Origin of the sequence: Acinetobacter sp. A3 (genome assembly GCF_012371415.1) — a bacterium.
GTDB lineage: Bacteria > Pseudomonadota > Gammaproteobacteria > Pseudomonadales > Moraxellaceae > Acinetobacter.
This window is the reverse complement of record NZ_JAAZQW010000004.1, coordinates 87,304-109,935: the sequence shown is the minus strand read 5'-3', so window position 1 is coordinate 109,935 and position 22,632 is coordinate 87,304. Positions and strand designations below refer to the sequence as shown.

The following is a 22,632-nucleotide window of genomic DNA, read 5'->3' as shown; positions in this document are numbered from 1 at the left end:
CATATTTGGCACGCCATTTATAAAAGGTAGCATTACTCATGCCGTGTTCACGGCAAAGGGTCGCTACAGGTGTGCCAGATTCTGCCTGTTTCAAGATGGACATGATCTGACTGTCAGTAAATTTAGATGTTTTCATGCAGAATCTCCTGCTCGTATCTTAAGAGAAAATTCTACTTTTAGATCCTATTATTTTTAGGGGGATTACCACTATCCTGCTCCATCTTTTTTTCTTTTTTGAAAATAAATAGTTATATTTTCCCTCACCACCCAACCAATGCTTTTATTAATTTTCAGGCAAAAAAAATCCCACATGGGAATGTGGGAAAACTAAGAAACTACAGCAATGTTCTATTCGCTTATTTTATCGTCATTCACTTGATATTCACTGGCAGAAAATTACAATTTCTTGCTGTGTTTTAAATCAATACATACCATTCAAACATCTCAACTTTAACGCTGATGTAAGGCCATAGAGTCTGATCATGGTTTTCGATCTAACTCGACCAATCCCTGACGGGCTTCAGTAATGATCATCTGGATTTCTTCATTCTGTTTTTGCTTCTGATCAAAATATACATACACACCCAGTGAAATTCCCACAGCTAAAATGATCAGTGCCATGCTGATGATTACATTTTGATTCATTGTATTTTGCTCAATCTTTCTTAGCCATCATTATGTGATGCAAGTCACATTTACAACAATAACAAAAAAGCTCAAAACCTACAAATAAAATACAATATTGTAACTACATTATAAAAATCACTTTATAATTTAACAATATAAGAAAAACCAAAATATAACGTCTATTCAAATAATATTTTTATAAAATTCAATTATCTTTAAAAATTCTTGTAAGCATCTTGCAAACTGTACTATCGCTTTGAGTAAAGTGTAATATTTAGGACGTTGTTGCTAAAAAAGATCCTGTGGAAACTTTAAAATTCACCCTAAAATTTAAAAATATTAATAAACAAAAAGTTAGTCGTTTTTTTCAATTCAAACATCAAAATATGATTTTAGATAGACCCAAAGCATTTGGCATTTTGTTTCAGATGAACCCTATATTTCTGTAATCAAATATACCAAACACTACAAAGAAGCGGCTCAAAGTGTGGATTTCACAATAAATACTTGTAAACCCTTCCTCAACCGCTTAGCTTCAAAACTAGACAACTGCTGTGTTTAAACCACGATAACTCTTACAATGATGGTCTGATTTTCTTCGTTTTCTTCAGTGAGTTGTAAACGCTTCTGCTCTTTGCTGATCACTCTAAATCGCATATTTTGATATTCGATAATATTTGGTATTTGATCAAAATATTGAGCATCTGCCTCAATTTCTTCCTGAAACAAAGGTGTACCCAATTGATAATCCAAACTTTTTAATACCATATATTTTACTGTTGTTTTCATGAGCACCTGCCTTATCTTACTTTTTGCTTTACTTTTATTTGTATCATCGTTTATGCCCTGATTAAACTCATAATTGTAAATTTCGCTGTATTTATATGAAGTTAAATCAGCAGTGATGAGATTAAAACCAATTTTAGATTGATGATTTTCCGCACAAGTACAGAAAATTCAGTACACTTAAATAGCTTACTCTATTCCCTTGCAGATGAATCATGCTCAAACATTGCTGTGCCTTACTTGAACAACGCCAACTAACAGTGGCTTTTATTGAAAGTGCCAGTTCTGGTTATTTATGTAGCCAATTTTCTATCTATAAAAATAGTGGTGCGAATATTTTACTCGGTGGATTGGTCAGTTACGATCCAAGCATTAAACGTGAAATCCTGAAAGTCAGCGCAGAACTAATTGATACTTATACTGCTGAATCACCCGAAGTCACTCAAGCCATGGCAATTCAGGGGCAAAAGTTATTTAGCCGTGCGGACTTTGTTGTAGCGTGCACAGGTTTACTCAAACCAGGTGGCAGTGCCACACCTGAAAAACCTGTCGGGACATTTTTTATCGCCATTCAATATCTGCAGCAGACTTATCATTACCAATATTTTTTAGAAGGTGATCCTTTACAACGTCTAGAACAATTAACCAATTTGGTTGCTCAAAACCTGATTGATTTAATCCAGCAAGATTCTAATACGCCAACGACATCTTGAAATAAACTAAAAAATAAACTGCATAATTCACACACTTTTTTCATGGTTCAGTCGTACACTCGTTTTATGTATAAAGTGGGTGATCTATGCCATGCGCTACAACACTATTCTGTTCATTACCGCCAGTTTATGGCTACCCAATTTTGCTTTTGCAACTGTTGGTGGTCCACAAAATATTGAAGTTTTAGGTTTAGATCAAGCAGATCAAAAAGTCTATTTAATGCGACATTATTTAGATGGTCGTGGTCGTTTACCGCAATTGTATTACTATCAACTCAACCGTACACAAACGAATTCCAAACAGTCACCTGTAAAACTGATTGAGGTTAAATCACTGTATATCAATCCAAAAACCAAACGCATTGATTATGATCAGAACAGTCAAAAATTTGATCGTGAAATTGCTAAAATTAAAAAGCGGTTGAAACCTTTAACGCCAATCCGTGCCAGTTCTGCCAAAATTCAAATCCTTTCAAAGAAGACAGTCTACGTCGCATCGTGGTTTGATCCTGAAATTAAAGTTCCTCAATTTAGCTACACCTACCGCATACGATATGGCAAGTATAAAAGTCCTGTCCAAAAGGCAGTGGATTATAAAACAGGGTTAAGTATTTCTCAGCGCTATCAAATTCCGCAACACAATAAAGTGTTAATGACCGTGAAATATTTAGGTATCCCTTTTGAAACAGGTTATAGCATTGAAGACCCTGTGATACTAACGCCTTAAATCTGCTCAATAATTTACTGCTCAAAAAATAAGGTTCCATTCACTCAGAATGAAACCTTATTTTTAGTCTAAAAGCAGTATTACCAAACCAACATTCTGGCTATGCTGCTTTTTAGAGTGCCAATTAAGCTGCTGAACGCTCTGCAATTGGTACAACTTTGCGTAATTCAGGACCAGTATAATCTGCACTTGGACGGATAATACGGTTATCAGCACGCTGTTCCATTACGTGAGCAGCCCAACCGGTTACACGACTCATCACAAAAATCGGGGTGAACAGTTTAGTTGCAATACCCATGAAGTGATAAGCAGACGCATGGAAGAAATCAGCATTACAGAATAATTTCTTCTCACGCCACATCACTTCTTCACAACGTACTGATACAGGATAAAGCACAGTATCGCCTACATCTTGCGCTAAACGCTCAGACCAAATTTTGATGATGCCATTACGTGGATCATTGTCTTTATAGATAGCATGACCAAAGCCCATGATCTTTTCTTTACGCTCAAGCTTGCCCAGCATTTCACGCTCAGCTTCTTCTGGCGAGGTCCAGTTTTCAATCATTTCCATCGCAGCTTCATTGGCACCGCCATGCAATGGACCACGTAATGAACCAATCGCACCTGTAATACATGAATGCATGTCAGATAAAGTTGATGCGCAAACACGTGCCGTAAAGGTCGATGCGTTGAACTCATGCTCTGCGTATAAAATTAATGATACGTTCATCACTTGTTCATGCAATTCATTTGGTTTTTCACCACGTAATAAATGCAGGAATTGTGCACCGATTGAGTCATCGTCAGTATTTTCTTCAATACGTACGCCATCGTGACTATAACGATACCAATAGCAGATAATGGCTGGCAGAGTTGCCAAAATACGGTCTGCAACATCTTGTTGCTGTTCAAATGACTGTTCGGTTTCTAGGTTACCCAACATTGAAACACCTGTACGCATCACATCCATTGGGTGTGAATCTGCAGGAATACGCTCAAGCACTTCTTTCAATGCTTGTGGCAATGCACGTAAAGATTTCAATTTTGCTTTATAGGCAGCCAATTGCTCTGAAGTAGGCAATTCACCAAAGAAAATCAGGTAAGCAACTTCTTCAAACTGGCAGTTTTCTGCCAAGTCTTGTACATCATAACCACGGTAGGTTAAGCCTGCGCCACTTTTACCTACAGTTGAGAGTGAAGTTTTACCCGCCACTTGTCCGCGCAATCCTGCGCCTGTGAGTACTTTTCCTTCAGCCATTTTTTTAATTCTCCTGTTTGAACAGCTTGTCTAATGTGTTTTCAAAAGTGTGATAATCAAGGAATTCGTATAATTCTTTACGTTGCTGCATTTTGTCTAAGACATTAACTTGAGTGCCATCTTTACGAATAGATTGCATCACTTCTAAGGCAGCTTTTTGCATGGCACGTGTTGGTGAAAGTGGATACAACACCATACGAATACCCTGCTCCGCCAATTCTTCTGTGGTGTAGTATGGGGTATCACCAAATTCAGTAATGTTTGCAAGTACTGGTACACCAACTGCATCACATACTGTTTTATACATGGTAATGTCTGTCATCGCTTCAGCAAAAATTGCATCTGCACCCGCTTCCACACATGCACAAGCACGGTCAATCACCGCTTGCAAACCTTCTTTTTGCAAGGCATCTGTACGTGCCATGACTACAAAGTTTGAATCAGTTTTTGCATCAACCGCAGCTTTAATTCGATCGACCATTTCTTGCTGAGTTACAATTTCTTTGTTTGGACGGTGTCCGCAACGCTTTTGTGCAACCTGATCTTCAATGTGTACTGCAGCAGCACCTGCAGCAATCATTTGCTTAATACTGCGGGCAATATTAAATGCACCACCCCAACCTGTATCAATATCCACCAATAATGGAGTATCTACACGCTCAGTAATACGACGCACATCTTCCAAGACGTTGTCTAAACTGGTCATGCCCAAGTCAGGTAAACCGTAAGAGTAATTGGCGACACCTGCGCCAGATAAATAAATGGCTTTATAGCCAACCTGCTTTGCCATCATTGCAGCATAAGCATTTACCGTGCCGATAATTTGTAATGGCTTTTCCACTTCTAAAGCTTGTCTGAATCTTAAGCCCGCAGATGTTTGTTCTATCATCTTCCTTTCCGCTTTTCTTACTATATTTTTCGAGGTTTGAGTATATCGGGAATGCAACGCTGCGCCATGACTTTTTAGAATCTATGCTCTAAAACTTTAGTCAAATAATTCGAAATTTTATTGCACAATAAATTTTCGTGATATTGCTTATTATTTAAATTTAATAAACATAGCTTTTTTGCATACTAAATAAGCAAAATTTAGCTTATTTTGAGTGTATTTCTATTTTTTCTAAATTCAAGCACGCTGCCCGTACACTTCAACACAGCACGCTGTGCATAAATTTGCTATAATAACAATCTCTCCCTTTGATCATTTGCTGAAATTTTATCCAATATGCAAGATATCGCTCATTTAACCCCTTTCGGTAAAGATGTCCCTCCTACAAAGCGTGGACATGAGCGATGTGTGGCGCTGCTCGTCAGTGCAACTGATCTGTTTTTAGAACGTGGCTACGATGCAGTATCTTTAGATGATATTGTGCAGCATGCTGGCGGTTCTAAAGCTTCTATTTATAAATACTTTGGTAATAAAGAAGGCTTGTTTAAAGCAATTTGTGATTATCGCCGTGACAAGTTTTTTCAGGATATTCACATCCCTTTTGAACAAATAGATTCCAATTTACGTGGTTATTTAATTCAGACCTTGCTGAATTTTTATCATCATATACTAGCGCCTGAAAATGCAGCTTTTATGCGTTTAGTTTTAGAGCAAAGTCAGCGCAACCCTGACATTGCCTTGCATATTCATGAGCGCGGCCCTCTGCACGTACAATTGTGCATTGCCAAAGTGCTAGAGCATGCCAGCCAACAAGGGCTCATTCGCTGCGAACACCCTGTTTATTCGGCACAATTGTATTTTGGGATTTTAAGAAATTTAGAATGGCGCATTATTATGGGCATTCCAAAACAAGAAACTGAACAAGAAACAATCAATTATGTAAGTTATTGTGTAGATCGCTTTCTAGACGCCCATCAAAAAGTCTAGTTTTTTTGCAATTTCTTCATCCTATAGTATATTAGCCGATTCCCTTTTTCACTTAACCAACCAACAACTAATTGTTGTTTTTCTCATTCAGCAATTATTGTGGAGTAACGAATGGCTCTACGTCACTTTCTAACATTACGCGATTTATCGACTTTAGAACTGAATCAAATTTTGCAACGCGCCATTGAGCTCAAGCGTAAACAGCATAACAATGAAGTTTTCCAACCCTTTGTGGGCAAAGTCTTGGGAATGATTTTTGAAAAATCTAGTACCCGAACTCGTGTATCGTTTGAAGCAGGTATGAGTCAGTTTGGTGGCAGCGCAATTTTCCTATCATCACGTGACACACAGTTAGGTCGTGGTGAACCGATTGAAGATTCTGCACGTGTCATTTCAAGCATGCTTGATATAGTGATGATTCGTACTTTCGGACATGACATTGTAGAACGTTTTGCATCTTATTCAAAAGTTCCAGTGATCAATGCTTTAACGGACGATCACCACCCTTGCCAGTTACTTGCAGACATGCAAACTTACTTAGAGCATCGCGGTTCAATTGAAGGTAAAACCGTGGCTTGGATTGGTGATGGTAACAACATGTGTAACTCTTATATTGAAGCTGCGCACATGTGGGGCTTTAATTTAAAAATTGCAACGCCTAAAGGCTATGAACCTGAACAACGTTTCCTGTCTGAATTTGCACACTGTGTAGAATTAGTAGACTCTGCTGAAGATGCCGCAGTCAATGCTGACCTGATTGTGACCGATGTTTGGGCGAGTATGGGGCAGGAAGAAGAACAAAAAATCCGTGAAAAAGCCTTTGCAGACTATCAAGTCAATGAGCGCTTGATGGACTTGGCACATCCAGATTGCTTGTTTATGCATTGTTTACCTGCGCACCGTGGTGAAGAAATTTCTGAAAATATGCTAGATCATAAAAACGCTGTGGTTTGGGATGAAGCAGAAAACCGCTTGCATGCTCAAAAAGCATTGGTTGAGTTTTTATTGAACGAAAACCTCAAAAAAGACTAAGCAACTTCAAAGCATTGAGTACACTTTGATGAGTTTTGTTACAAACAGCACCAAATGGTGCTGTTTTTTATTTGGCTCGCTATAATCTGAAACGACGGTTATTTTCTAAAATTTCAAAAAGAGCCTAGATGAATAATATGATGTATAAAACACTTGCGACAATAACACTTTGCGCAGCTGCAATGCTTGCTCATAGCACAGCCTATGCTAAACCTAGCGAATTAGACCAATATTTGGTTCAGCACGATATTTTAACGGCTGACTACAAAATTAAAAATGTAACAGCTTTAAAAGAAATTTTAGATGTAATTAGCGATGAAGATTCACGCACTATGCCGTATCAAGTCGATCAAAATACCGTGATTGAACAAAGTACAACTACAGACAAGCAAATTAACATTCGCGGTATGATTATTTCACCCGATTTTACTCAATTTGTAGAAAGCACGGGCTACAACAATGTTAAAAACATGATTAAACAAAACTTGATTCATAACTGCGATTCAATGTTTGAGCATCAATTTCAGCGTGTAAATCCGTATGTATTGAATTTACAACTCAGTGCAGAGAAAACACAATTTAATGTGCTATTGCCGAATAGTGAATGTAAATTTAAAGCAGATTAAATAAAAATTCTATAAACATCACATCCTCATTACAGGTTTAATAGGTTGAATACTCGATAAACATTTGAGATTTAACGTATTAAACCTTGAGGTTGTAAAATAATAATCAATGCACCCAAAATGACCACCATTCCCCCGAACATATCCCAACGGGTCAAATTAACCTGATCCACATACTTTAGCCAAATTAAAGCGGTGCAAATATAGATTCCGCCATACGCTGCATAAATTCGCCCCGATGCCGCAGGATGCAAAGTAAGCAACCACACAAAAGCCGCTAAAGCCAAAACTGTTGGCACCCAAAGCCACTGCGATTTTCCCTGATTCAAAATTAAATAAGGAAAATAACAACCTAATATTTCCATCACTGCTGTTATAAAAAATAAGAGCAAGGTACTGGCAATTTTTGTGATCTGAACATCCATAAGCGACTTTACTTAAAAGTGGAATACATAAAAAATAACCCATGTTGAACATGGGTTATTTTCATTCATGATAATGCAATATAAACGTTAAGCTGGTTCAGCAGTTTGATCTTCAAATACTTCAAGTTTCAAACCAACCGCTTTACCATTCTCTTTCTTCACAGAAACAGCGACATTACCACCCTGTTCAGCCAATTCACCGAATAAAATCATTTCTGCTAATGGTTTCTTCAAGTGTTCCTGAATCAGGCGTTGCATTGGTCGTGCTCCCATCAAGCGATCATACCCATGCTCAGCCATCCATTCACGTGCATCCTGATCGACCTCAAGAATGACTTTTTTATCATCCAATTGAGCTTGTAATTCAGTCAAGAATTTATCTACTACATTCTCAATCACGGTAGTTGGTAGCGCCTTAAATTGAATCACACCATCTAAACGGTTACGGAATTCTGGCGAGAAGGCTTTTTTCATTGCTTCTTGGTTGTCATTACTGTTGTCTTGATCCATGAAACCAATGCTGACTCGTGAAATACTTTCTGCACCAATATTGGTAGTCAGTACTAAAATCACATTACGGAAATCTGACTTACGACCATTATTGTCGGTCAATGAGCCGTGATCCATAATTTGCAGCAATAAGTTAAATACATCAGGATGTGCTTTTTCAATCTCATCTAGCAACAACACACAATGCGGGTTTTTATGAATCGCATCAGTGAGTAAGCCACCCTGATCAAAGCCTACATAACCCGGAGGCGCACCAATTAAACGTGAAACCGCATGACGCTCCATATATTCAGACATATCAAAGCGTACTAATTCCACACCTAACAATTTGGCCAACTGCTTGGTCACTTCAGTTTTACCCACGCCTGTAGGGCCTGCAAAAACGAAGCTGCCGACTGGTTTGTCTGGTGTTTTTAAGCCAGCGCGTGACAGTTTAATTGCAGATGCCAAAGCTTCAATGGCTTCATCTTGCCCAAATACCACACGTTTTAAATCACGTTCTAAATATTCAAGTACGCTCTTGTCATCTTTAGATACAGTTTTAGGTGGGATACGTGCAATTTTCGACACGATATCTTCAATGTTTTCAACTGTGATTAAGGTGTCATCCTGCTCGGCTCTTAAACGGCGCTGTGCACCCGCTTCATCAATCACATCAATGGCTTTGTCTGGCAAGAAACGGTCATTGATAAATTTAGCCGATAGCTCTACCGCAGACACCAAGGCTTTATCGTCATATTTTACATGGTGAAATTCTTCAAATTTCGATTTTAAACCACGTAAAATATCAACCGTTTCTGAAATTGAAGGTTCATTGACATCAATTTTTTGGAAACGGCGTGACAGCGCATGATCTTTTTCAAATACCTGACGATATTCTTGGAATGTAGTCGAGCCAATACAGCGTAGAGTGCCATTTGCCAACGCAGGTTTGATTAAGTTTGACGCATCCATAGTGCTGCCCATACTCGAGCCTGCACCAATAATCATGTGAATTTCATCAATAAACAAAATTGCATCAGGTTTCTTTTTCAAGGCATTTAATAGCTGTTTTAAACGCTTTTCAAAATCACCACGGTATTTCGTTCCTGCAACCAAAGCACCAATATCTAAGCTATATACTTCTGCATTGGCCAATGGTGCTGGTGCTTTACCATTCACAATTAACCAAGCCAAACCTTCGGCAATGGAAGTTTTACCCACGCCTGGGTCACCTACCAACAATGGGTTATTTTTACGACGACGACATAAAATTTGTGCGGCACGCTCAATTTCTTTTTCACGACCAATTAAAGGATCAGTTTTACCCTTTTGAGCTTCAGTATTTAAATTCAGCGTGTAAAGCTCAAGCGGGCCTGCATTGGCAGAGCTTGAACTTTCACCATCTAACTCTTCAATTTCTTCTTCAGCTTGTGTTTCATCTTTACGGGTCCCGTGTGATAGGTATTGCGTTAAAGTCAAACGGTTAATTTGATGACGTTTAAGCAAATACACCGCAAATGAATCTCGCTCAGAGTACATTGCCACTAAAATATCTGCACCTTCAACGGTGCGGTCACCACCGCTAGATTGCACATGGAAAATACCACGCTGCAAAATACGGTCAAAACTTTCGGTTGGATGTGGCGCCTGATCACTATTTTCAGCAAGTTTAGGGGTATGTTGTTCTACATATTCTTCTAATTCTTTACGCAGCACCACAACGTCTGCGCCACATGCTTTTAACGCATTAACCGCAGAATCGTTATCTAATAAAGCCAATAATAAATGTTCAACCGTTAAGAACTCATGTCTCTTTTGACGAGCCATGCTAACAGCCAAACGTAATGATACTTCTAATTGACGACTGAGCATGCAACCCCCTTAATCTTTAGGCTCAATCTGACAAAGTAATGGATGACCTTGTGATCGAGCGTAATTATTGACTTGGTTCGCTTTCGTTTCCGCAATGTCCCGCGGATAGACCCCTGCGACACCTTTTCCTTCATAATGTACAGTTAGCATTACTTGAGTCGCTTGGTCAAGATTCATTGCAAAGTATTGTTGTAAAATTTCAATTACAAAGTCCATTGGGGTGTAATCATCGTTCATTAAAACTACAGCATACAAAGGTGGACGCTTTAATTGTGGTGGTGCGGTCTGTACTGCAATGTCACCATCATCCTCATGCCCTTCATCATCCACCGCCAAACGTGGGCTTAAATGCCAATCGACATAGCCAGATTGATGAAAATTATTTTTAATTTCGTTTAAACAAATAGATCGTTTCTGGGTTCGCATAAGTTTTACATATCACACATTATTGAGCACTGGCTTCTGCTTGTGGAATTTCAGCAATAAATGCTGAATCGGCTTCCACAGCTTTGCCCTTACTCCAACTGAAACGCTTGATGACAGGCGTTGAGCCATTGATACGGACTTCAATAAAATCTGGATTAAAGCCTTTTGGCATTGTCCAGCGTCCCGTTAAACGCTCATAATTATCAAAATTAAAATTACTGTCTTCCATTGGAATAACCAGTACTTCTGTGCCCTGAATTAAACGCAACTCGACTGTACCGCTTGCACGGCGTTTATTTGGGCTGACTTGTACTAAATCGACCTGATATTCATAGGCATTTTCAGGTAAAGGTTTTACCCCTAAATTCTGTACAGTCAGACTCAAACCTCCACGTTGACGCAACACTTCACGATAGATCGCACTCATTCCCTCAGTACGTTGCTTATCTTCAGTTGCTTGCGTAAATGCTTGATATAAGTCATTCGAGTTACTCACCGCAACATCACGCTCTTGCACGGCAGCATTTAAACTTTTGTTTAAGCTTTCTAAACGGGTTTTCTGTTCCTGTACCACTTCTACCAGTTGTTCAGCGTCAGCATCATAACCAACAACAGTCAAGCCTTGACGATGTCCAACTGAATACCCTAAAAAACCACTGCCTAAAATTAAAATTGCAGCACCAATCGCTAAAGGCGCATTTGTTTCAAGAAATGGCTTTTTTTCTGGTGGTGTTGCAGATGGTGTCGTGGTTGAATTCGACTGTGACGTGGTTTCAGTATCAGTGTTATGCATCGTCATCTCTTATTTTGATTCATTCAAAACACACATTTAAATCGAAATCTAAATGTGTGTGAAGTTGAAAAACGTGTTTTATGGTAATAAACCAATCACCTCAAGTCCTGCATTTTCAGCAAAACCAAACATCAGGTTCATATTTTGTACTGCTTGCCCTGCTGCACCTTTCACCAAGTTGTCTTGCGCCACCAAAAGTACCAATTTTTTCGGTTGTGGTTTATACAACGCAATACGCAACTGGTTGGCGCCACGTACTGAACGTGTTTCTGGTGAACTGTTGGCTGGCATTACATCTACAAATTGCTCATTGGCATAAAACTGCTCATACAAGTTTTGTAAATCTGCTGCATCGCCAGCATCAGTTAAATCTACATAAATGGTGCTGAGCATACCGCGAATCATCGGCACTAAATGTGGTACAAATAATATGTGATTAAACACATTTTTTTGACCCGAAATATTTTCTAGTGCCTCTACAATTTCAGGATGATGACGATGCCCCGCAACGCCATAGGCTTTAAAGTTATCTGCATTTTCAGAGTAAATCATGCCCAGACTGGCTTTACGACCTGCACCAGATACACCTGATTTTGCATCAATAATAATGCTTTCAGGTTTCACTAAAGCTTCAGCTTGTTTAAACAATGGTGCTAAACCAAGCTGTACCGTGGTTGGATAACAACCTGGGTTACCAATCACTTGCGCTTGTTTAATTTGTTCACGATTAAGTTCAGATAAACCATAAACAGAATCTTTTAAAATTTCAGGACAGGCATGCTGCATGCCATACCATTTTTCAAATTGTGCTAAATCCTGCAAACGGAAATCTGCAGCAAGATCGACCACTTTTGTATTGGCTGCAACAAGTTCCGCAGCATGTTGCATAGCAACACCATGCGGCGTAGCAAAGAACACTACATCACATTGTTTTAGGTCTTCGATGTTTAAATCGGAATAGCAAAGGTCAGTATGTCCACGTAGACTTGGGAACATATCATCTACACGACGACCCGCTTCTGTACGTGAAGTCAGTACATTTACTTTTACATTTGGGTGTCGTAGCAAAAGACGCAATAATTCAACGCCTGTATAACCTGTACCACCGACAATACCAACTGAAATCACGTGCATTACCTCAATTCAAAAGCATGTTTAAGCTAACGCTATAGTATGACAGGAAGTTTTGGTTTTCTAAACTGTTTTACTTGGGTTTTAGGGCTTTTCTTTATTCTGTTGATTTTATATTGAAAAATACATTTAATGATAAACAATACGCCCAACACCTCTTCATTACAGCACAGTCAAGTAGTGTACGTGTTGGCTTTTTTACTCATACCACCACCAAGGCAAAGGTGTTGTTTTCAGCTGTTTACGGTGGTGCAAATAGTGTGCATCATGCCGCTGCACCTCTGCCCAAAACTTCGCACTATGATCAAAATATTGTGTATGTGCCAACTCATGCACACTCACATAACGCACAATCTGTTCAGGAAATAACACCAAAGCACTATTTAGCATTATATGCTGTTGCGCACTGCAACTGCCCCAACGCGTTTTGGGCTGACGAATCGCACACTGTTTAAACGGCAAACCCGTTTCATTGCTCACCATTTGCAAATATGCAGGTAACATCTGTTTGGCATAAGCAATCACAAAAGCTTTTAAATATGCTGTGGGTTGGCGGTCACTAATGAAAAGGCAATGCTGTTTTAAATCTAAAATAAAACTGTGTTTTTGGGTTTGATAACGAATATTTAAAGGTTCAGCCAAATTAAAAAGTGCTATTTGATTCGGTAGTTCTCTCTTTAACAACCCTTGCTGCACCTGTTGTTTATGCCAAGCCTCTATCATCCACTGCTCAGACTGCTGCAAGAAATCCTGAATTTGTCGCTGGGTACAATGCTTCGGCACAGTTAAACGGATTTGATGCGGTTCGACACGCAAACGCAAACGTGTTGCTCTTGCATGTGGTGTGATTTTAATTTTAGGTAAGCAGGACATCATATTTTTATTAGTATTTGAATTATTTTTCTCAAGCAAATTCTCTACTCTCAGTGATTTTGATGATTTATAAAGATTCGATCTTGGCTGTAAAATGTTGGTCGTAAAATGAATATTGATAAGTTCCCTTTCCTTACAAAGGAAAGGGAACTTTCATTAGAGAAAAATATGAATCAAAGCTCAATTTACATAACGGTTTATATAAATTTTTATGCCTTAAACTGCGGTACGCTCTTCAATACCGTTGTTGGTTGCAACAATCGCAATATTGGCTTTATTAATCGCAAAAATACCGTTAGTCACGACACCAGGAATATCATTCAGCGTTTTCTCTAATTCCAACGCATTCAAAATATTCAGGTTATATACATCTAAAATCACATTGCCGTTATCGGTCACTACACCTTCACGGTAAGCAGGGTCACCACCTAAAGCCACAATTTTACGTGCTACCGCAGAACGTGCCATTGGAATCACTTCAATTGGCAGTGGGAACTCACGCCCTAACTGCTCTACCCATTTAGAATCATCTACAATACAGATAAACTTACGTGCAATAGATGCCACAATTTTTTCACGGGTCAACGCCGCACCACCACCCTTGATCATGTGCATGTGACGGTCAATTTCATCTGCACCATCAACATACGCATCTAGGCTGCCTACAGAATTCATATCTACAACTTCAATACCAAGCTTTTTTAAACGCTCCGCGGTCGCTTCTGAACTTGCCACTGCGGCCTCAAGTTGCAATTCAGGCAATAAATCGATCAGGAAGTTCACCGTACTGCCTGTTCCTACCCCTAAAATTCCGCCTTTAGGCAAATGTTTTAAAGCTGCTTTTGCAGCGGCTTGCTTCTTTTCATCTTGGGTAGCATACAGACTCATGACTTCACTCAACTATTTTTGACATTTATTGCCGATTTTACAGCGCAAATGTGCAGGGGTTTGTTACAATAACCCCTTATTTTAAACTGTTAGATGGAAGATTAACATGCTGTCTCGTTTGGTTCGACAAATTTTACAAGCAACAGTCTACGATGTTGCAATCGAAACCCCACTCGAAGCAGCGCCACGAATTAGCGAAAAACTAAATAATAACATCCGCTTTAAACGTGAAGACTTACAACCTGTATTCTCTTTTAAATTACGTGGTGCCTACAACCGCATCAGTCAATTACCCAAAGAGCAACTTGCACGAGGTGTGATTACCGCTTCTGCTGGCAACCATGCACAAGGTGTAGCTCTGTCTGGGCAAAAATTGGGTATTCGTGCCATTATCGTCATGCCTAAGACCACACCCGATATTAAAGTACAAGCGGTGAAACGCTTAGGCGGTGAAGTGGTGTTACATGGCGACTCTTTTGATGTTGCCAATAAATATGCAATTCAGCGTGCCAAAGACGAAGGCATGACTTTTATTCCACCGTATGACGATGAATTGGTCATGGCAGGTCAAGGCACCATTGCCAATGAAATTTTACGTCAATGGCGTGATGTAGAATATGTCTTCGTTGCTGTTGGTGGGGGCGGTTTAATTGCAGGTGTTGCGGCGTATTTGGGGGATGTTGCACCACATGTCAAAGTCATACCTGTAGAATATGATGAATCTGCTTGTTTAAAAGCCGCATTTGAAGCCAATGAACGTGTGATTTTACCGCAAGTGGGTTTATTTGCCGATGGTACTGCCGTCGCACAAATTGGTGAAAAACCATTTGAAGTGCTGCAACTGCAAAAATCAGATCAATCTGGGCCAATTGTTGAGCGCGATGTCGTTTTGGTAAATACCGATGAAATCTGTGCCGCAATTAAAGATACCTTTGATGAAAACCGTAGTATTGTTGAACCTTCAGGTGCAATGGCATTGGCAGGTATCAAAAAATACGTCGAGCAGCATCAACTGCAAAATAAAAATATTGTGTCCATTGTATGTGGCGCCAATATGAACTTTGACCGCTTGCGCTACATTGCTGAACGCACTGAACTGGGCGAACATAAAGAAGCAATTTTTGCGGTGACCATTCCTGAAGAAAAAGGCGCTTTCCTCAACTTCTGCCGTGCACTACAAGGCCGCAACATCACTGAGTTTAACTACCGTGCCAGTGATGCCACAGCTGCACAGGTCTTTGTCGGCATTAGCTTAAAATCAGGTGAAAAAGAACGCCACGACATTTATGAGTTACTTAAAACTCAGTACGATGTAGATGATTTATCTGATGATGAAGTTGCCAAACTGCATATTCGTTATTTGGTAGGCGGTCATGCCGATATTGAAAATGAGCGTTTATTCCGTGTGGAATTCCCTGAACGTCCAGGTGCGTTACTCACCTTCTTAGAACGCTTAGGCCCAACACACAACATTACCTTGTTCCACTACCGTAACCACGGTGCAGCAGAAGGTCGTGTATTGGTTGGTTTAGAAGCATCGGATGCCAAACAGAACCCAGATGGTTTAATTGAAACGTTGGAAAATATCACTTATCCATACGCAGAAATTACCAATAACTTAGGCTATCAACGCTTCTTAAAATAATTTGCTGATTTGTTCCCATCTACAAAAAAAACCGCTGATTCAGGCGGTTTTTTAGTCATAATGCTACAGTGTGACACAAGGAATTATTTTAAAATATTCATCTCTGTTGAGCGTATTTAAAATACGCAGCTTCAGGCAAAATAAATCACAGCTCACGTACAATAAAACACTTTTTCAGGATAATGCTATGGCGCAATTTGCAGTCATTGGTTTAGGCAGCTTTGGTGCCACGGTTGCTACGCAACTGGTCAAGTTAAACCACGATGTTATTGGCATAGACAGCAATAAAAAATTTGTAGAAAACATTGCCGATCAAATTACCCATGCGGTCATTGCTGATGCCACTGATGAGCACGTTTTAGAAGAATTGAACATTCAAAATTGTGATGCTGTGGTTGTCGCAATTGGTGAAGATATTGAAGCCAGTATTTTATGTGTTCTCAATTTAAAGAATATGGGCATCACTAAAATATACGTGAAAGCCAAAAGTAAAGCACATACCATGATTTTAACCCATTTAGGTGTTACCAAAATTATTCACCCAGAAGAAGATATGGGCGTGCGGATTGCACAATCGCTAAGCTATCCTATGGTGAGTCGCTATATGAGCCTGAATGACGACCATTTCATTGTAAAAGTAAAAATTAAAGACAACTTGCACGGCACACGTATTCAGAGTCTGATGTCACATGCCCCAGAAGTTAAACTTTTATTGTTCAAACGTGCTGAAACCATTTTCTATACACTTGAATCCAATTTAATGCTACAAACTGGTGACATTTTGGTTGTTGAAGGGCGACTTGAACCGCTCAAACGCTTATCTAAACAATTTAAATCAGAATGAAAACATCATCTAAGCTTCCTGTAAAAACGGTCAATTTAAGCCCGCCTAGCCTTTTAGCGCTAGGCTTTTTAAGCTTTATCTGTATTGGTACCATTCTGCTGAAATTACCTATTTCACATCATGGTGATATGACATGGATTAACGCCCTATTTACTGCAACTTCTGCAGTAACCATTACAGGACTATCTGTAGTCAATATTGGTGATGCTTATACCGTATTTGGGCAAATGGTCATTATGTTGCTTTTACAATGTGGTGGCTTAGGTTTTATGACCTTTGCAATTTTAGCGGTTTTAAGTTTGTCCGCTAAAATTGGACTCAAACAACAAATTATGGCGCAAGACACGATTGGGCAAACCAATCTGTCTAAAGTAGCAATGACCATTAAAGGGGTATTGCTGTATTCACTGTTTTTTGAAGGCATTGGCACACTAATTCTAACGATCGCTTGGATGCAGGATTACCCTTTTCAAGATGCCTTTTTCTATGCTGCTTTTTATAGTGTGTCTGCATTTAATAATGGCGGCTTTTCATTATTTCCCAATAGCTTAATGAGCTTTGCAGATCAGTATTTGATTACACTTACCATTAGTATGCTCTATATTATTGGCGGTGTAGGCTTTGTGGTACTCATGGATATTAAACGAGCCAAACGCTGGAAAACTCTTTCACCCAATAGCAAACTCATTCTTTCTACTATTGCAGGATTAAACCTCGTTGCATTTTTGCTGATATGGGCCATTGAAGCCAGCAATCCGCATACCCTTGCTGCGATGAGTATTGGCGATCAAGCCCTCAACGCTTGGTTCCATGCCACCGTGCCGCGTTCATCTGGCTTCAACAGTTTAGATATGGCCAGCATGCAAAATGCCAGCACCCTACTCACCATGTTACTGATGTTTATTGGTGGCGGTTCGCTCAGTACCGCAGGTGGCATTAAAGTGGGTACATTTATTATTGTCGTTTTAAGTGTGATCAGCTTTTTAAGGCGCTCAGATGAAGTTCGTGTATTTAATCATGCTGTACCCGAACGGACGACTTTTAAAGCATTGGCTGTAGTTAGCATTACAGGAATGTTGATTACAATCGGCATCTTCAGCCTACTTCTATTTGAACCTAAGCAAAATTTTTTGGATTTACTTTTTGAAGTGGTTTCTGCTGCCTGCACGGTAGGTTTATCTCGTGGTGTCACAGGCGAATTACAACCTGCCAGTTTAATTGTATTAATGCTGCTGATGTTTGCAGGACGTCTAGGGCCTCTGACCTTGGCCTATTTAATTGCCACACCACAAAAAAGCCGTCTTAAACACCCTAATGCAGATATTCAGGTTGGATAAAACAAATTACATGCGATAGAAAAATAAACGCCAATCTTCAAGATTGGCGTTTTAAATTCAGTTAAAAACGTTTTTAAATCAATGCTAGGTCATTAAAACCAATTCATTAATGAAACACCTAAACCCACATAGGTTGCACGGTGATTATAGTCAATCAAGCTTTCTCCATAACCATCGAACAATTGGAAATGACCACGTAACTTACCACTAATCGGGAAAACCCAATCAAACTGTGCCGCACCGTGTGAGTCATCACCACCTTTTAGGCTATGACGTAACATCAAAGAAAAGTCATGCTCTTTCCAACGATAAAATGCCAACATGTCACCACGCCCGATATAGTTTTTAATATCTGGGTTGTTGTCATCAGCGCGGTCTTCTTCAATGCGATACCAAGGACGCAACATCAAAGCAAAATTGTCTTTTTCAAAACCAAGATTGAAAATTACTCGATTCCAGCTACGTGACAAAGGGTCTGAACGACCATTGGACTGGTGATTCAGCGTTAGCCCCATCAAACGCCCATGTAAACCAAAAAGCTGATAATTGGTACGGAACATTAAACTGGCTTCTGGCTCATAATTAGTTTCACGAAATGGACGTGACTCATCACCATTGTAAACTTGCCAACGAGAAGACTGGGTATATCCTAACCAGACATCACCATTATTTCCCAGCAAGTTCTCAACCGCTTTGGTTTTTAAAGAGAGCTGAAATTTACTTTCCATTGAAGTGAGATTCTGCTCCTTCCCCAATTGCACTGTGTATTGCTCATTTAAACTTTGTGGACGTTCGTTTTTATCACTGGTCCAAAAGCCGGGCATTAAATACATAGGTTGATAAGCACGTAAATTCCATGTACCCAATTTACTGTCTGCCGAAAGTTCCCAACGCTTATCCAACAAAGAAACATTTGGATCCAGTTTAGGTGCATCAAAAGAAAATAAATTGCTTACGCTTACTGCAATTTTTTCTGTCACCGTTTCGGGTTCAGGCGCAAGTGCCTGAGCAGCTTGACGTTCGCTGATCAACGCTGTTTTTTCTGCTTCAGGAATTTTAAATAAAGCATCATAACAAGCCAGGCGAGCAGCATTCGCTTCTAGAGCCACACACGCTTCAGGTGTTGCAGGTGCAATCAGTGTTGCTAGGTCTTGTGCATAACTGTTTGCCACAAACACTGTGCTGAGTGTACTTACACTCAGCATTAGTGTTGTACGTTCAAAGGTTTTGAACGCGCTCATAGGTCACCCCAATGGTTTAGTTTTTATTTTGATTTCATTTAAAGCTTTAGTTCACTTGTTTGATTTCAAAACCAAGTGCTATTAACGCTTCGCGTTTTGCTACAGGCGCAACCACAGCTTTAGAAACCAGCTGCTGACGTAAATACTGCTCTGCTACACGTTTTAAGTCGTCTACAGTCACAGCCAGCAAACGCTCACGTAATACAGTACGGAAGGCAGGTGTGCGTGCGTGTAATAAGGCATAACATGCAGTAATCGCTTCACCCGCAGGCGAACCTGGCTTATCCATACTGGCAATTAAGCCTAAAATCGCTTCTTCAAGTTGATGCGGCAATTGCTCTGCATTTAATAACCAATCAATACTCGCTTCAAAGTCTGCAAACGTTTCAGCTAAACGTGGGTCACGATAACTATAGAAACGGAATGAGCAAGCATTGCCATCATAACTTGCACCACCACCGTAAGCACCGCCTTTCTCACGAATTGCACTATGCAAGAAGCCATTACGCAAGTATGCAGCCAATACCATTAATGGTGCAGCATCAGGGTGTGAAACTTCTACAGCAGGATATGCCGCAGCACAGAATTGCACATTGGCCTGAATCAACCATGCCTGATCTTGTGTAGATTGATCAACATCTACTTGGGTTAATGCGGCTGTGTTTTCAGCAACAGTGAGTTTATCCCAAACTTCTTGGATTTCTTCAACCAAACGATCTGATTGATGCTCTTCACATACCAATAAGAACTGTTTTGGTGCTTGCAACAATTTATTGTGAATCAACTGCAATTCAGCAATTAATTTGGCATATTCGGCTTCATCTTTTTCAATTTTTCCGACCAAATCTGCCAACCAGTTTAATGCACCTAAACCTGTATTGTTGTAATCACGCTGCGCTAAAGCACTATGCTGACGTCCCGCAATTTGCATAGCATAACTATGCCCTGAACCCGACAAACGTGACTGCCAACGGGTTTTACGTTGTTGTAACAGCTCAATAATGCGGTCTTTTTCATCAAAGCGTAATTGTTCAAATGCAAGTTTCAGCAAACGAATCGCTTCTAAATTATTCACTAAAGACTTAGTGGTTAAAGTAAGCCATGCGCTAATCTGATTTTTGTCATCCACTTTAGAACGTAACGATGCGCCCATGCCCAAACCACCACTAACTGCGGTTTGGAGTTGCTGCAATTCTAAATAATTGTATTCTCCCGCTCCGACTTCGCCCATTAAAATAGATAACAAGTTAAAGTATGGCGACTGTACAATTTCATCTGGAATTTGTATCAACACTTGTTGATAGTAAATACCATTGGTACCTGCATGATATAAATTTAACGGATAATCAATGCGGTTACTGATAATTTCACGTAGTTCGCCTTGTACAATATGCAAAGCAGCTGGCACATCTTCCAAACCAACTTTTGGCAACAAGTTTAAATCATCTGGGGTGTCTTGACGGACTCTTAAAGCTTCTGTTTGCGCTACAATTTCGGCTTTCTGCTCTTCAGTCAATTGTGCAGCAATCTCTGCCAAACGTGCTTTTTCAAGTGCAGCATCTTTGGCCGATTTTTCTGCATCAGGCACCAACGTCATTTGTACCCGATGCGGGTTATCAATTAAATGGGTTTGAATTAATTGCGACAACCACATTGGGTCTTTCAGTTCTTCTTTAACCTGTTCAATTGCAGAATCCACATCCCAAACTTGAATTGGGTCATTGTGGTGAATGGCACTGCTCAAGCCATTTAAAATCAAGCTCAAACCATAAGGCATACCATCACCATTAATTTCACGCTGATGCAATTCAATCTGATGTAAAATTGCATCGACTAAAGCGGTATCTACAGGTTTTGCAGCAACGTCTTGTAAAACCTTTAATACACCTGCCTGAAATTCGGCTGCATGTTCAGGGTTTGAACCTTGCACACCACAGAAGAATGTCATTTCAAAATTGGAGTCATCCACACCCATCAACGGGCCTGTCGATTGTGCATGCGCCCAAGTTTCTAAATAATGGCGTAATGGTGCAGCAGAGTTTTCAAGCAAAACACCTTCAACTAAACGCATCCCCAAACGCAATTTAATATCACTGGCTTCAGGCAATAACCACGCTAAGACATGGTAAGTTTTATCCTTCAGCTCTTCTGCATCAACAGCATAAGTTTCTGTAACTGCAACAGGCGCAGCAAGGCGACGTTCTGGCTTAGAATACAGCGTTTGCCCCTGCTCAAATTTCGCCAAGGCCAATTGTTCAAACTGTTCCTGTAAATCGTATGCAGGCGTATTACCAAACGTCATAAATACCGCATTACTTGGATGATAATGCGACTTATAAAAATCGACTAACTCCTGATAACTTAAATCTGGAATGTCTTTCGGGTCGCCGCCTGAGTTGTAGTGATAGGTGGTCTCAGGGAATAAATGATAAGCCAATTGATGATACAACTGATCGGATGGCGAGCTCATTGCCCCCTTCATTTCATTAAAAACCACGCCTTTATAAACAGGCTCACCATTTTCTAGCTCAATGCGAATACCTTCTTGTGCAAAATCCAAAGGATTTAAATTGGCTGCAAAAGCTGCATCCATATATACCGAAAGTAAGTTTTGAAAATCTTTTTTGTTTTGTGTCGCAAATGGATACGCCGTCCAGTCTGCAGCGGTAAATGCGTTCATAAAGGTGTTTAATGAACGACGAATCATTAAAAAGAACGGGTCACGTACAGGAAATTTTTCTGAACCACATAGCGCAGTATGCTCTAAAATATGCGCCTCGCCTTTGGAATCCATTGGCTGGGTGCGAAATGCAACTAGAAATACATTTTCATCATGATCTGTCGCCAAGTGATAATGCACCGCACCTGTAACTTTATGTTTATATTCAGACACTAAAATGTCTAAGGCTTCAACATGGTGTTGACGTACCAACTGAAACGCAGGATGTACAGTCTGGGAAATGGTTTCAGTGACATCTACAGTCATGTGATCTCCTAAATAAGCAAATAAAAAAACT

General features: G+C 39.8%; 22 protein-coding genes. 8 read left to right on the top strand and 14 right to left on the bottom strand.

Annotated features, from left to right (window positions below; genetic code table 11):
• The 3 genes from HHA42_RS03035 to HHA42_RS03025 form a co-directional block, all read right to left on the bottom strand.
• A partial coding sequence (locus tag HHA42_RS03035; protein ID WP_168525419.1) for a transposase occupies nucleotides 1-136 on the bottom strand: 136 nt, incomplete at its 3' end.
• Between the two features lie 344 nt (nucleotides 137-480).
• Nucleotides 481-645 (bottom strand): hypothetical protein, encoded by a 165-nt coding sequence (locus tag HHA42_RS03030; RefSeq protein WP_168417353.1) that lies wholly within the window; start codon nucleotides 643-645, stop codon nucleotides 481-483.
• Between the two features lie 540 nt (nucleotides 646-1,185).
• Nucleotides 1,186-1,416 carry a hypothetical protein gene (locus HHA42_RS03025; protein WP_168417354.1) on the bottom strand — a complete coding sequence of 77 codons (231 nt, stop codon included), beginning with the start codon at nucleotides 1,414-1,416 and terminating at the stop codon, nucleotides 1,186-1,188.
• A 212-nt stretch (nucleotides 1,417-1,628) separates the two neighbouring features.
• Between HHA42_RS03025 and HHA42_RS03020 the strand changes: the two genes are divergently transcribed.
• Together HHA42_RS03020 and HHA42_RS03015 are read left to right on the top strand one after the other, a co-directional pair.
• Nucleotides 1,629-2,126 (top strand): nicotinamide-nucleotide amidohydrolase family protein, encoded by a 498-nt coding sequence (locus tag HHA42_RS03020; RefSeq protein WP_168525418.1) that lies wholly within the window; start codon nucleotides 1,629-1,631, stop codon nucleotides 2,124-2,126.
• 91 nt (nucleotides 2,127-2,217) lie between these two features.
• A complete protein-coding gene (locus HHA42_RS03015) occupies nucleotides 2,218-2,853 on the top strand; it encodes an aminotransferase (RefSeq protein WP_168525417.1) in 636 nt (211 codons plus the stop codon).
• 124 nt (nucleotides 2,854-2,977) lie between these two features.
• Here HHA42_RS03015 and prpC read toward each other — a convergent pair whose 3' ends face one another.
• The gene (gene prpC / locus HHA42_RS03010) at nucleotides 2,978-4,114 is read right to left on the bottom strand and encodes a 2-methylcitrate synthase (protein WP_004973461.1); all 1,137 of its coding nucleotides are present in this window, start codon (nucleotides 4,112-4,114) and stop codon (nucleotides 2,978-2,980) included.
• Nucleotides 4,115-4,118: 4 nt separating this feature from the next.
• Nucleotides 4,119-5,003, bottom strand: coding sequence for a methylisocitrate lyase (gene prpB, locus HHA42_RS03005; protein WP_168417357.1), 885 nt, complete (start codon nucleotides 5,001-5,003; stop codon nucleotides 4,119-4,121).
• A 336-nt stretch (nucleotides 5,004-5,339) separates the two neighbouring features.
• Between prpB and HHA42_RS03000 the strand changes: the two genes are divergently transcribed.
• The 3 genes from HHA42_RS03000 (at nucleotide 5,340) to HHA42_RS02990 (ending at nucleotide 7,648) form a co-directional block, all read left to right on the top strand.
• A complete protein-coding gene (locus tag HHA42_RS03000; RefSeq protein WP_168417358.1) occupies nucleotides 5,340-5,990 on the top strand; it encodes a TetR/AcrR family transcriptional regulator in 651 nt (216 codons plus the stop codon).
• Nucleotides 5,991-6,101: 111 nt separating this feature from the next.
• Entirely contained in the window at nucleotides 6,102-7,022 is a 921-nt protein-coding gene (gene argF, locus HHA42_RS02995; protein WP_168525416.1) for an ornithine carbamoyltransferase, read from the top strand.
• A gap of 182 nt (nucleotides 7,023-7,204) precedes the next feature.
• Nucleotides 7,205-7,648: a hypothetical protein gene (locus HHA42_RS02990; protein ID WP_228278926.1), complete on the top strand. Its 444-nt coding sequence runs from the start codon at nucleotides 7,205-7,207 to the stop codon at nucleotides 7,646-7,648.
• Between the two features lie 71 nt (nucleotides 7,649-7,719).
• Here the strand turns inward: HHA42_RS02990 and HHA42_RS02985 are convergent, their stop codons facing one another.
• From HHA42_RS02985 to rpiA, 7 genes are all read right to left on the bottom strand, one after another.
• Nucleotides 7,720-8,073 carry a YnfA family protein gene (locus HHA42_RS02985; protein WP_168417361.1) on the bottom strand — a complete coding sequence of 118 codons (354 nt, stop codon included), beginning with the start codon at nucleotides 8,071-8,073 and terminating at the stop codon, nucleotides 7,720-7,722.
• Nucleotides 8,074-8,160: 87 nt separating this feature from the next.
• Complete coding sequence (gene clpA / locus HHA42_RS02980; protein ID WP_168525415.1) at nucleotides 8,161-10,437, bottom strand: ATP-dependent Clp protease ATP-binding subunit ClpA; 2,277 nt, start codon at nucleotides 10,435-10,437, stop codon at nucleotides 8,161-8,163.
• 9 nt (nucleotides 10,438-10,446) lie between these two features.
• Nucleotides 10,447-10,863, bottom strand: a complete 417-nt coding sequence (clpS, locus tag HHA42_RS02975; RefSeq protein ID WP_168417363.1) for an ATP-dependent Clp protease adapter ClpS — start codon at nucleotides 10,861-10,863, stop codon at nucleotides 10,447-10,449.
• A 19-nt stretch (nucleotides 10,864-10,882) separates the two neighbouring features.
• Nucleotides 10,883-11,656 carry a DUF6776 family protein gene (locus tag HHA42_RS02970; protein ID WP_168525414.1) on the bottom strand — a complete coding sequence of 258 codons (774 nt, stop codon included), beginning with the start codon at nucleotides 11,654-11,656 and terminating at the stop codon, nucleotides 10,883-10,885.
• Between the two features lie 78 nt (nucleotides 11,657-11,734).
• Nucleotides 11,735-12,790, bottom strand: coding sequence for an N-acetyl-gamma-glutamyl-phosphate reductase (gene argC, locus HHA42_RS02965; protein WP_171525558.1), 1,056 nt, complete (start codon nucleotides 12,788-12,790; stop codon nucleotides 11,735-11,737).
• 195 nt (nucleotides 12,791-12,985) lie between these two features.
• A complete protein-coding gene (locus tag HHA42_RS02960; RefSeq protein ID WP_168525413.1) occupies nucleotides 12,986-13,663 on the bottom strand; it encodes a SprT family zinc-dependent metalloprotease in 678 nt (225 codons plus the stop codon).
• A 213-nt stretch (nucleotides 13,664-13,876) separates the two neighbouring features.
• A complete protein-coding gene (gene rpiA / locus HHA42_RS02955; protein WP_168525412.1) occupies nucleotides 13,877-14,548 on the bottom strand; it encodes a ribose-5-phosphate isomerase RpiA in 672 nt (223 codons plus the stop codon).
• A gap of 106 nt (nucleotides 14,549-14,654) precedes the next feature.
• Between rpiA and ilvA the strand changes: the two genes are divergently transcribed.
• The 3 genes from ilvA (at nucleotide 14,655) to HHA42_RS02940 (ending at nucleotide 18,374) form a co-directional block, all read left to right on the top strand.
• Complete coding sequence (gene ilvA / locus HHA42_RS02950; RefSeq protein WP_168417367.1) at nucleotides 14,655-16,193, top strand: threonine ammonia-lyase, biosynthetic; 1,539 nt, start codon at nucleotides 14,655-14,657, stop codon at nucleotides 16,191-16,193.
• 187 nt (nucleotides 16,194-16,380) lie between these two features.
• Nucleotides 16,381-17,037, top strand: coding sequence for a TrkA family potassium uptake protein (locus HHA42_RS02945; protein WP_168460698.1), 657 nt, complete (start codon nucleotides 16,381-16,383; stop codon nucleotides 17,035-17,037).
• Nucleotides 17,034-18,374, top strand: coding sequence for a TrkH family potassium uptake protein (locus HHA42_RS02940; RefSeq protein WP_168525411.1), 1,341 nt, complete (start codon nucleotides 17,034-17,036; stop codon nucleotides 18,372-18,374). Before HHA42_RS02945 ends, HHA42_RS02940 begins: the two co-directional genes overlap by 4 nt.
• A 92-nt stretch (nucleotides 18,375-18,466) precedes the next feature.
• Here the strand turns inward: HHA42_RS02940 and HHA42_RS02935 are convergent, their stop codons facing one another.
• On the bottom strand, nucleotides 18,467-19,615 hold the full coding sequence (locus HHA42_RS02935) for a phospholipase A (RefSeq protein ID WP_168525410.1): 1,149 nt from the start codon (nucleotides 19,613-19,615) through the stop codon (nucleotides 18,467-18,469).
• Nucleotides 19,616-19,661: 46 nt separating this feature from the next.
• Nucleotides 19,662-22,601 (bottom strand): insulinase family protein, encoded by a 2,940-nt coding sequence (locus tag HHA42_RS02930; RefSeq protein WP_168525409.1) that lies wholly within the window; start codon nucleotides 22,599-22,601, stop codon nucleotides 19,662-19,664.
• Nucleotides 22,602-22,632: the final 31 nt, after the last annotated feature.

What these genes read in the sequence shown, in the direction of transcription:
- HHA42_RS03030 (WP_168417353.1), bottom strand. Translation starts at nt 645, where the DNA reads ATGAATCAAAATGTAATCATCAGCATGGCACTGATCATTTTAGCTGTG.
- HHA42_RS03025 (WP_168417354.1), bottom strand. Translation starts at nt 1,416, where the DNA reads ATGAAAACAACAGTAAAATATATGGTATTAAAAAGTTTGGATTATCAA.
- HHA42_RS03020 (WP_168525418.1), top strand. Translation starts at nt 1,629, where the DNA reads ATGCTCAAACATTGCTGTGCCTTACTTGAACAACGCCAACTAACAGTG.
- HHA42_RS03015 (WP_168525417.1), top strand. Translation starts at nt 2,218, where the DNA reads ATGCGCTACAACACTATTCTGTTCATTACCGCCAGTTTATGGCTACCC.
- prpC (WP_004973461.1), bottom strand. Translation starts at nt 4,114, where the DNA reads ATGGCTGAAGGAAAAGTACTCACAGGCGCAGGATTGCGCGGACAAGTG.
- prpB (WP_168417357.1), bottom strand. Translation starts at nt 5,003, where the DNA reads ATGATAGAACAAACATCTGCGGGCTTAAGATTCAGACAAGCTTTAGAA.
- HHA42_RS03000 (WP_168417358.1), top strand. Translation starts at nt 5,340, where the DNA reads ATGCAAGATATCGCTCATTTAACCCCTTTCGGTAAAGATGTCCCTCCT.
- argF (WP_168525416.1), top strand. Translation starts at nt 6,102, where the DNA reads ATGGCTCTACGTCACTTTCTAACATTACGCGATTTATCGACTTTAGAA.
- HHA42_RS02990 (WP_228278926.1), top strand. Translation starts at nt 7,205, where the DNA reads ATGCTTGCTCATAGCACAGCCTATGCTAAACCTAGCGAATTAGACCAA.
- HHA42_RS02985 (WP_168417361.1), bottom strand. Translation starts at nt 8,073, where the DNA reads ATGGATGTTCAGATCACAAAAATTGCCAGTACCTTGCTCTTATTTTTT.
- clpA (WP_168525415.1), bottom strand. Translation starts at nt 10,437, where the DNA reads ATGCTCAGTCGTCAATTAGAAGTATCATTACGTTTGGCTGTTAGCATG.
- clpS (WP_168417363.1), bottom strand. Translation starts at nt 10,863, where the DNA reads ATGCGAACCCAGAAACGATCTATTTGTTTAAACGAAATTAAAAATAAT.
- HHA42_RS02970 (WP_168525414.1), bottom strand. Translation starts at nt 11,656, where the DNA reads ATGCATAACACTGATACTGAAACCACGTCACAGTCGAATTCAACCACG.
- argC (WP_171525558.1), bottom strand. Translation starts at nt 12,790, where the DNA reads ATGCACGTGATTTCAGTTGGTATTGTCGGTGGTACAGGTTATACAGGC.
- HHA42_RS02960 (WP_168525413.1), bottom strand. Translation starts at nt 13,663, where the DNA reads ATGATGTCCTGCTTACCTAAAATTAAAATCACACCACATGCAAGAGCA.
- rpiA (WP_168525412.1), bottom strand. Translation starts at nt 14,548, where the DNA reads ATGAGTCTGTATGCTACCCAAGATGAAAAGAAGCAAGCCGCTGCAAAA.
- ilvA (WP_168417367.1), top strand. Translation starts at nt 14,655, where the DNA reads ATGCTGTCTCGTTTGGTTCGACAAATTTTACAAGCAACAGTCTACGAT.
- HHA42_RS02945 (WP_168460698.1), top strand. Translation starts at nt 16,381, where the DNA reads ATGGCGCAATTTGCAGTCATTGGTTTAGGCAGCTTTGGTGCCACGGTT.
- HHA42_RS02940 (WP_168525411.1), top strand. Translation starts at nt 17,034, where the DNA reads ATGAAAACATCATCTAAGCTTCCTGTAAAAACGGTCAATTTAAGCCCG.
- HHA42_RS02935 (WP_168525410.1), bottom strand. Translation starts at nt 19,615, where the DNA reads ATGAGCGCGTTCAAAACCTTTGAACGTACAACACTAATGCTGAGTGTA.
- HHA42_RS02930 (WP_168525409.1), bottom strand. Translation starts at nt 22,601, where the DNA reads ATGACTGTAGATGTCACTGAAACCATTTCCCAGACTGTACATCCTGCG.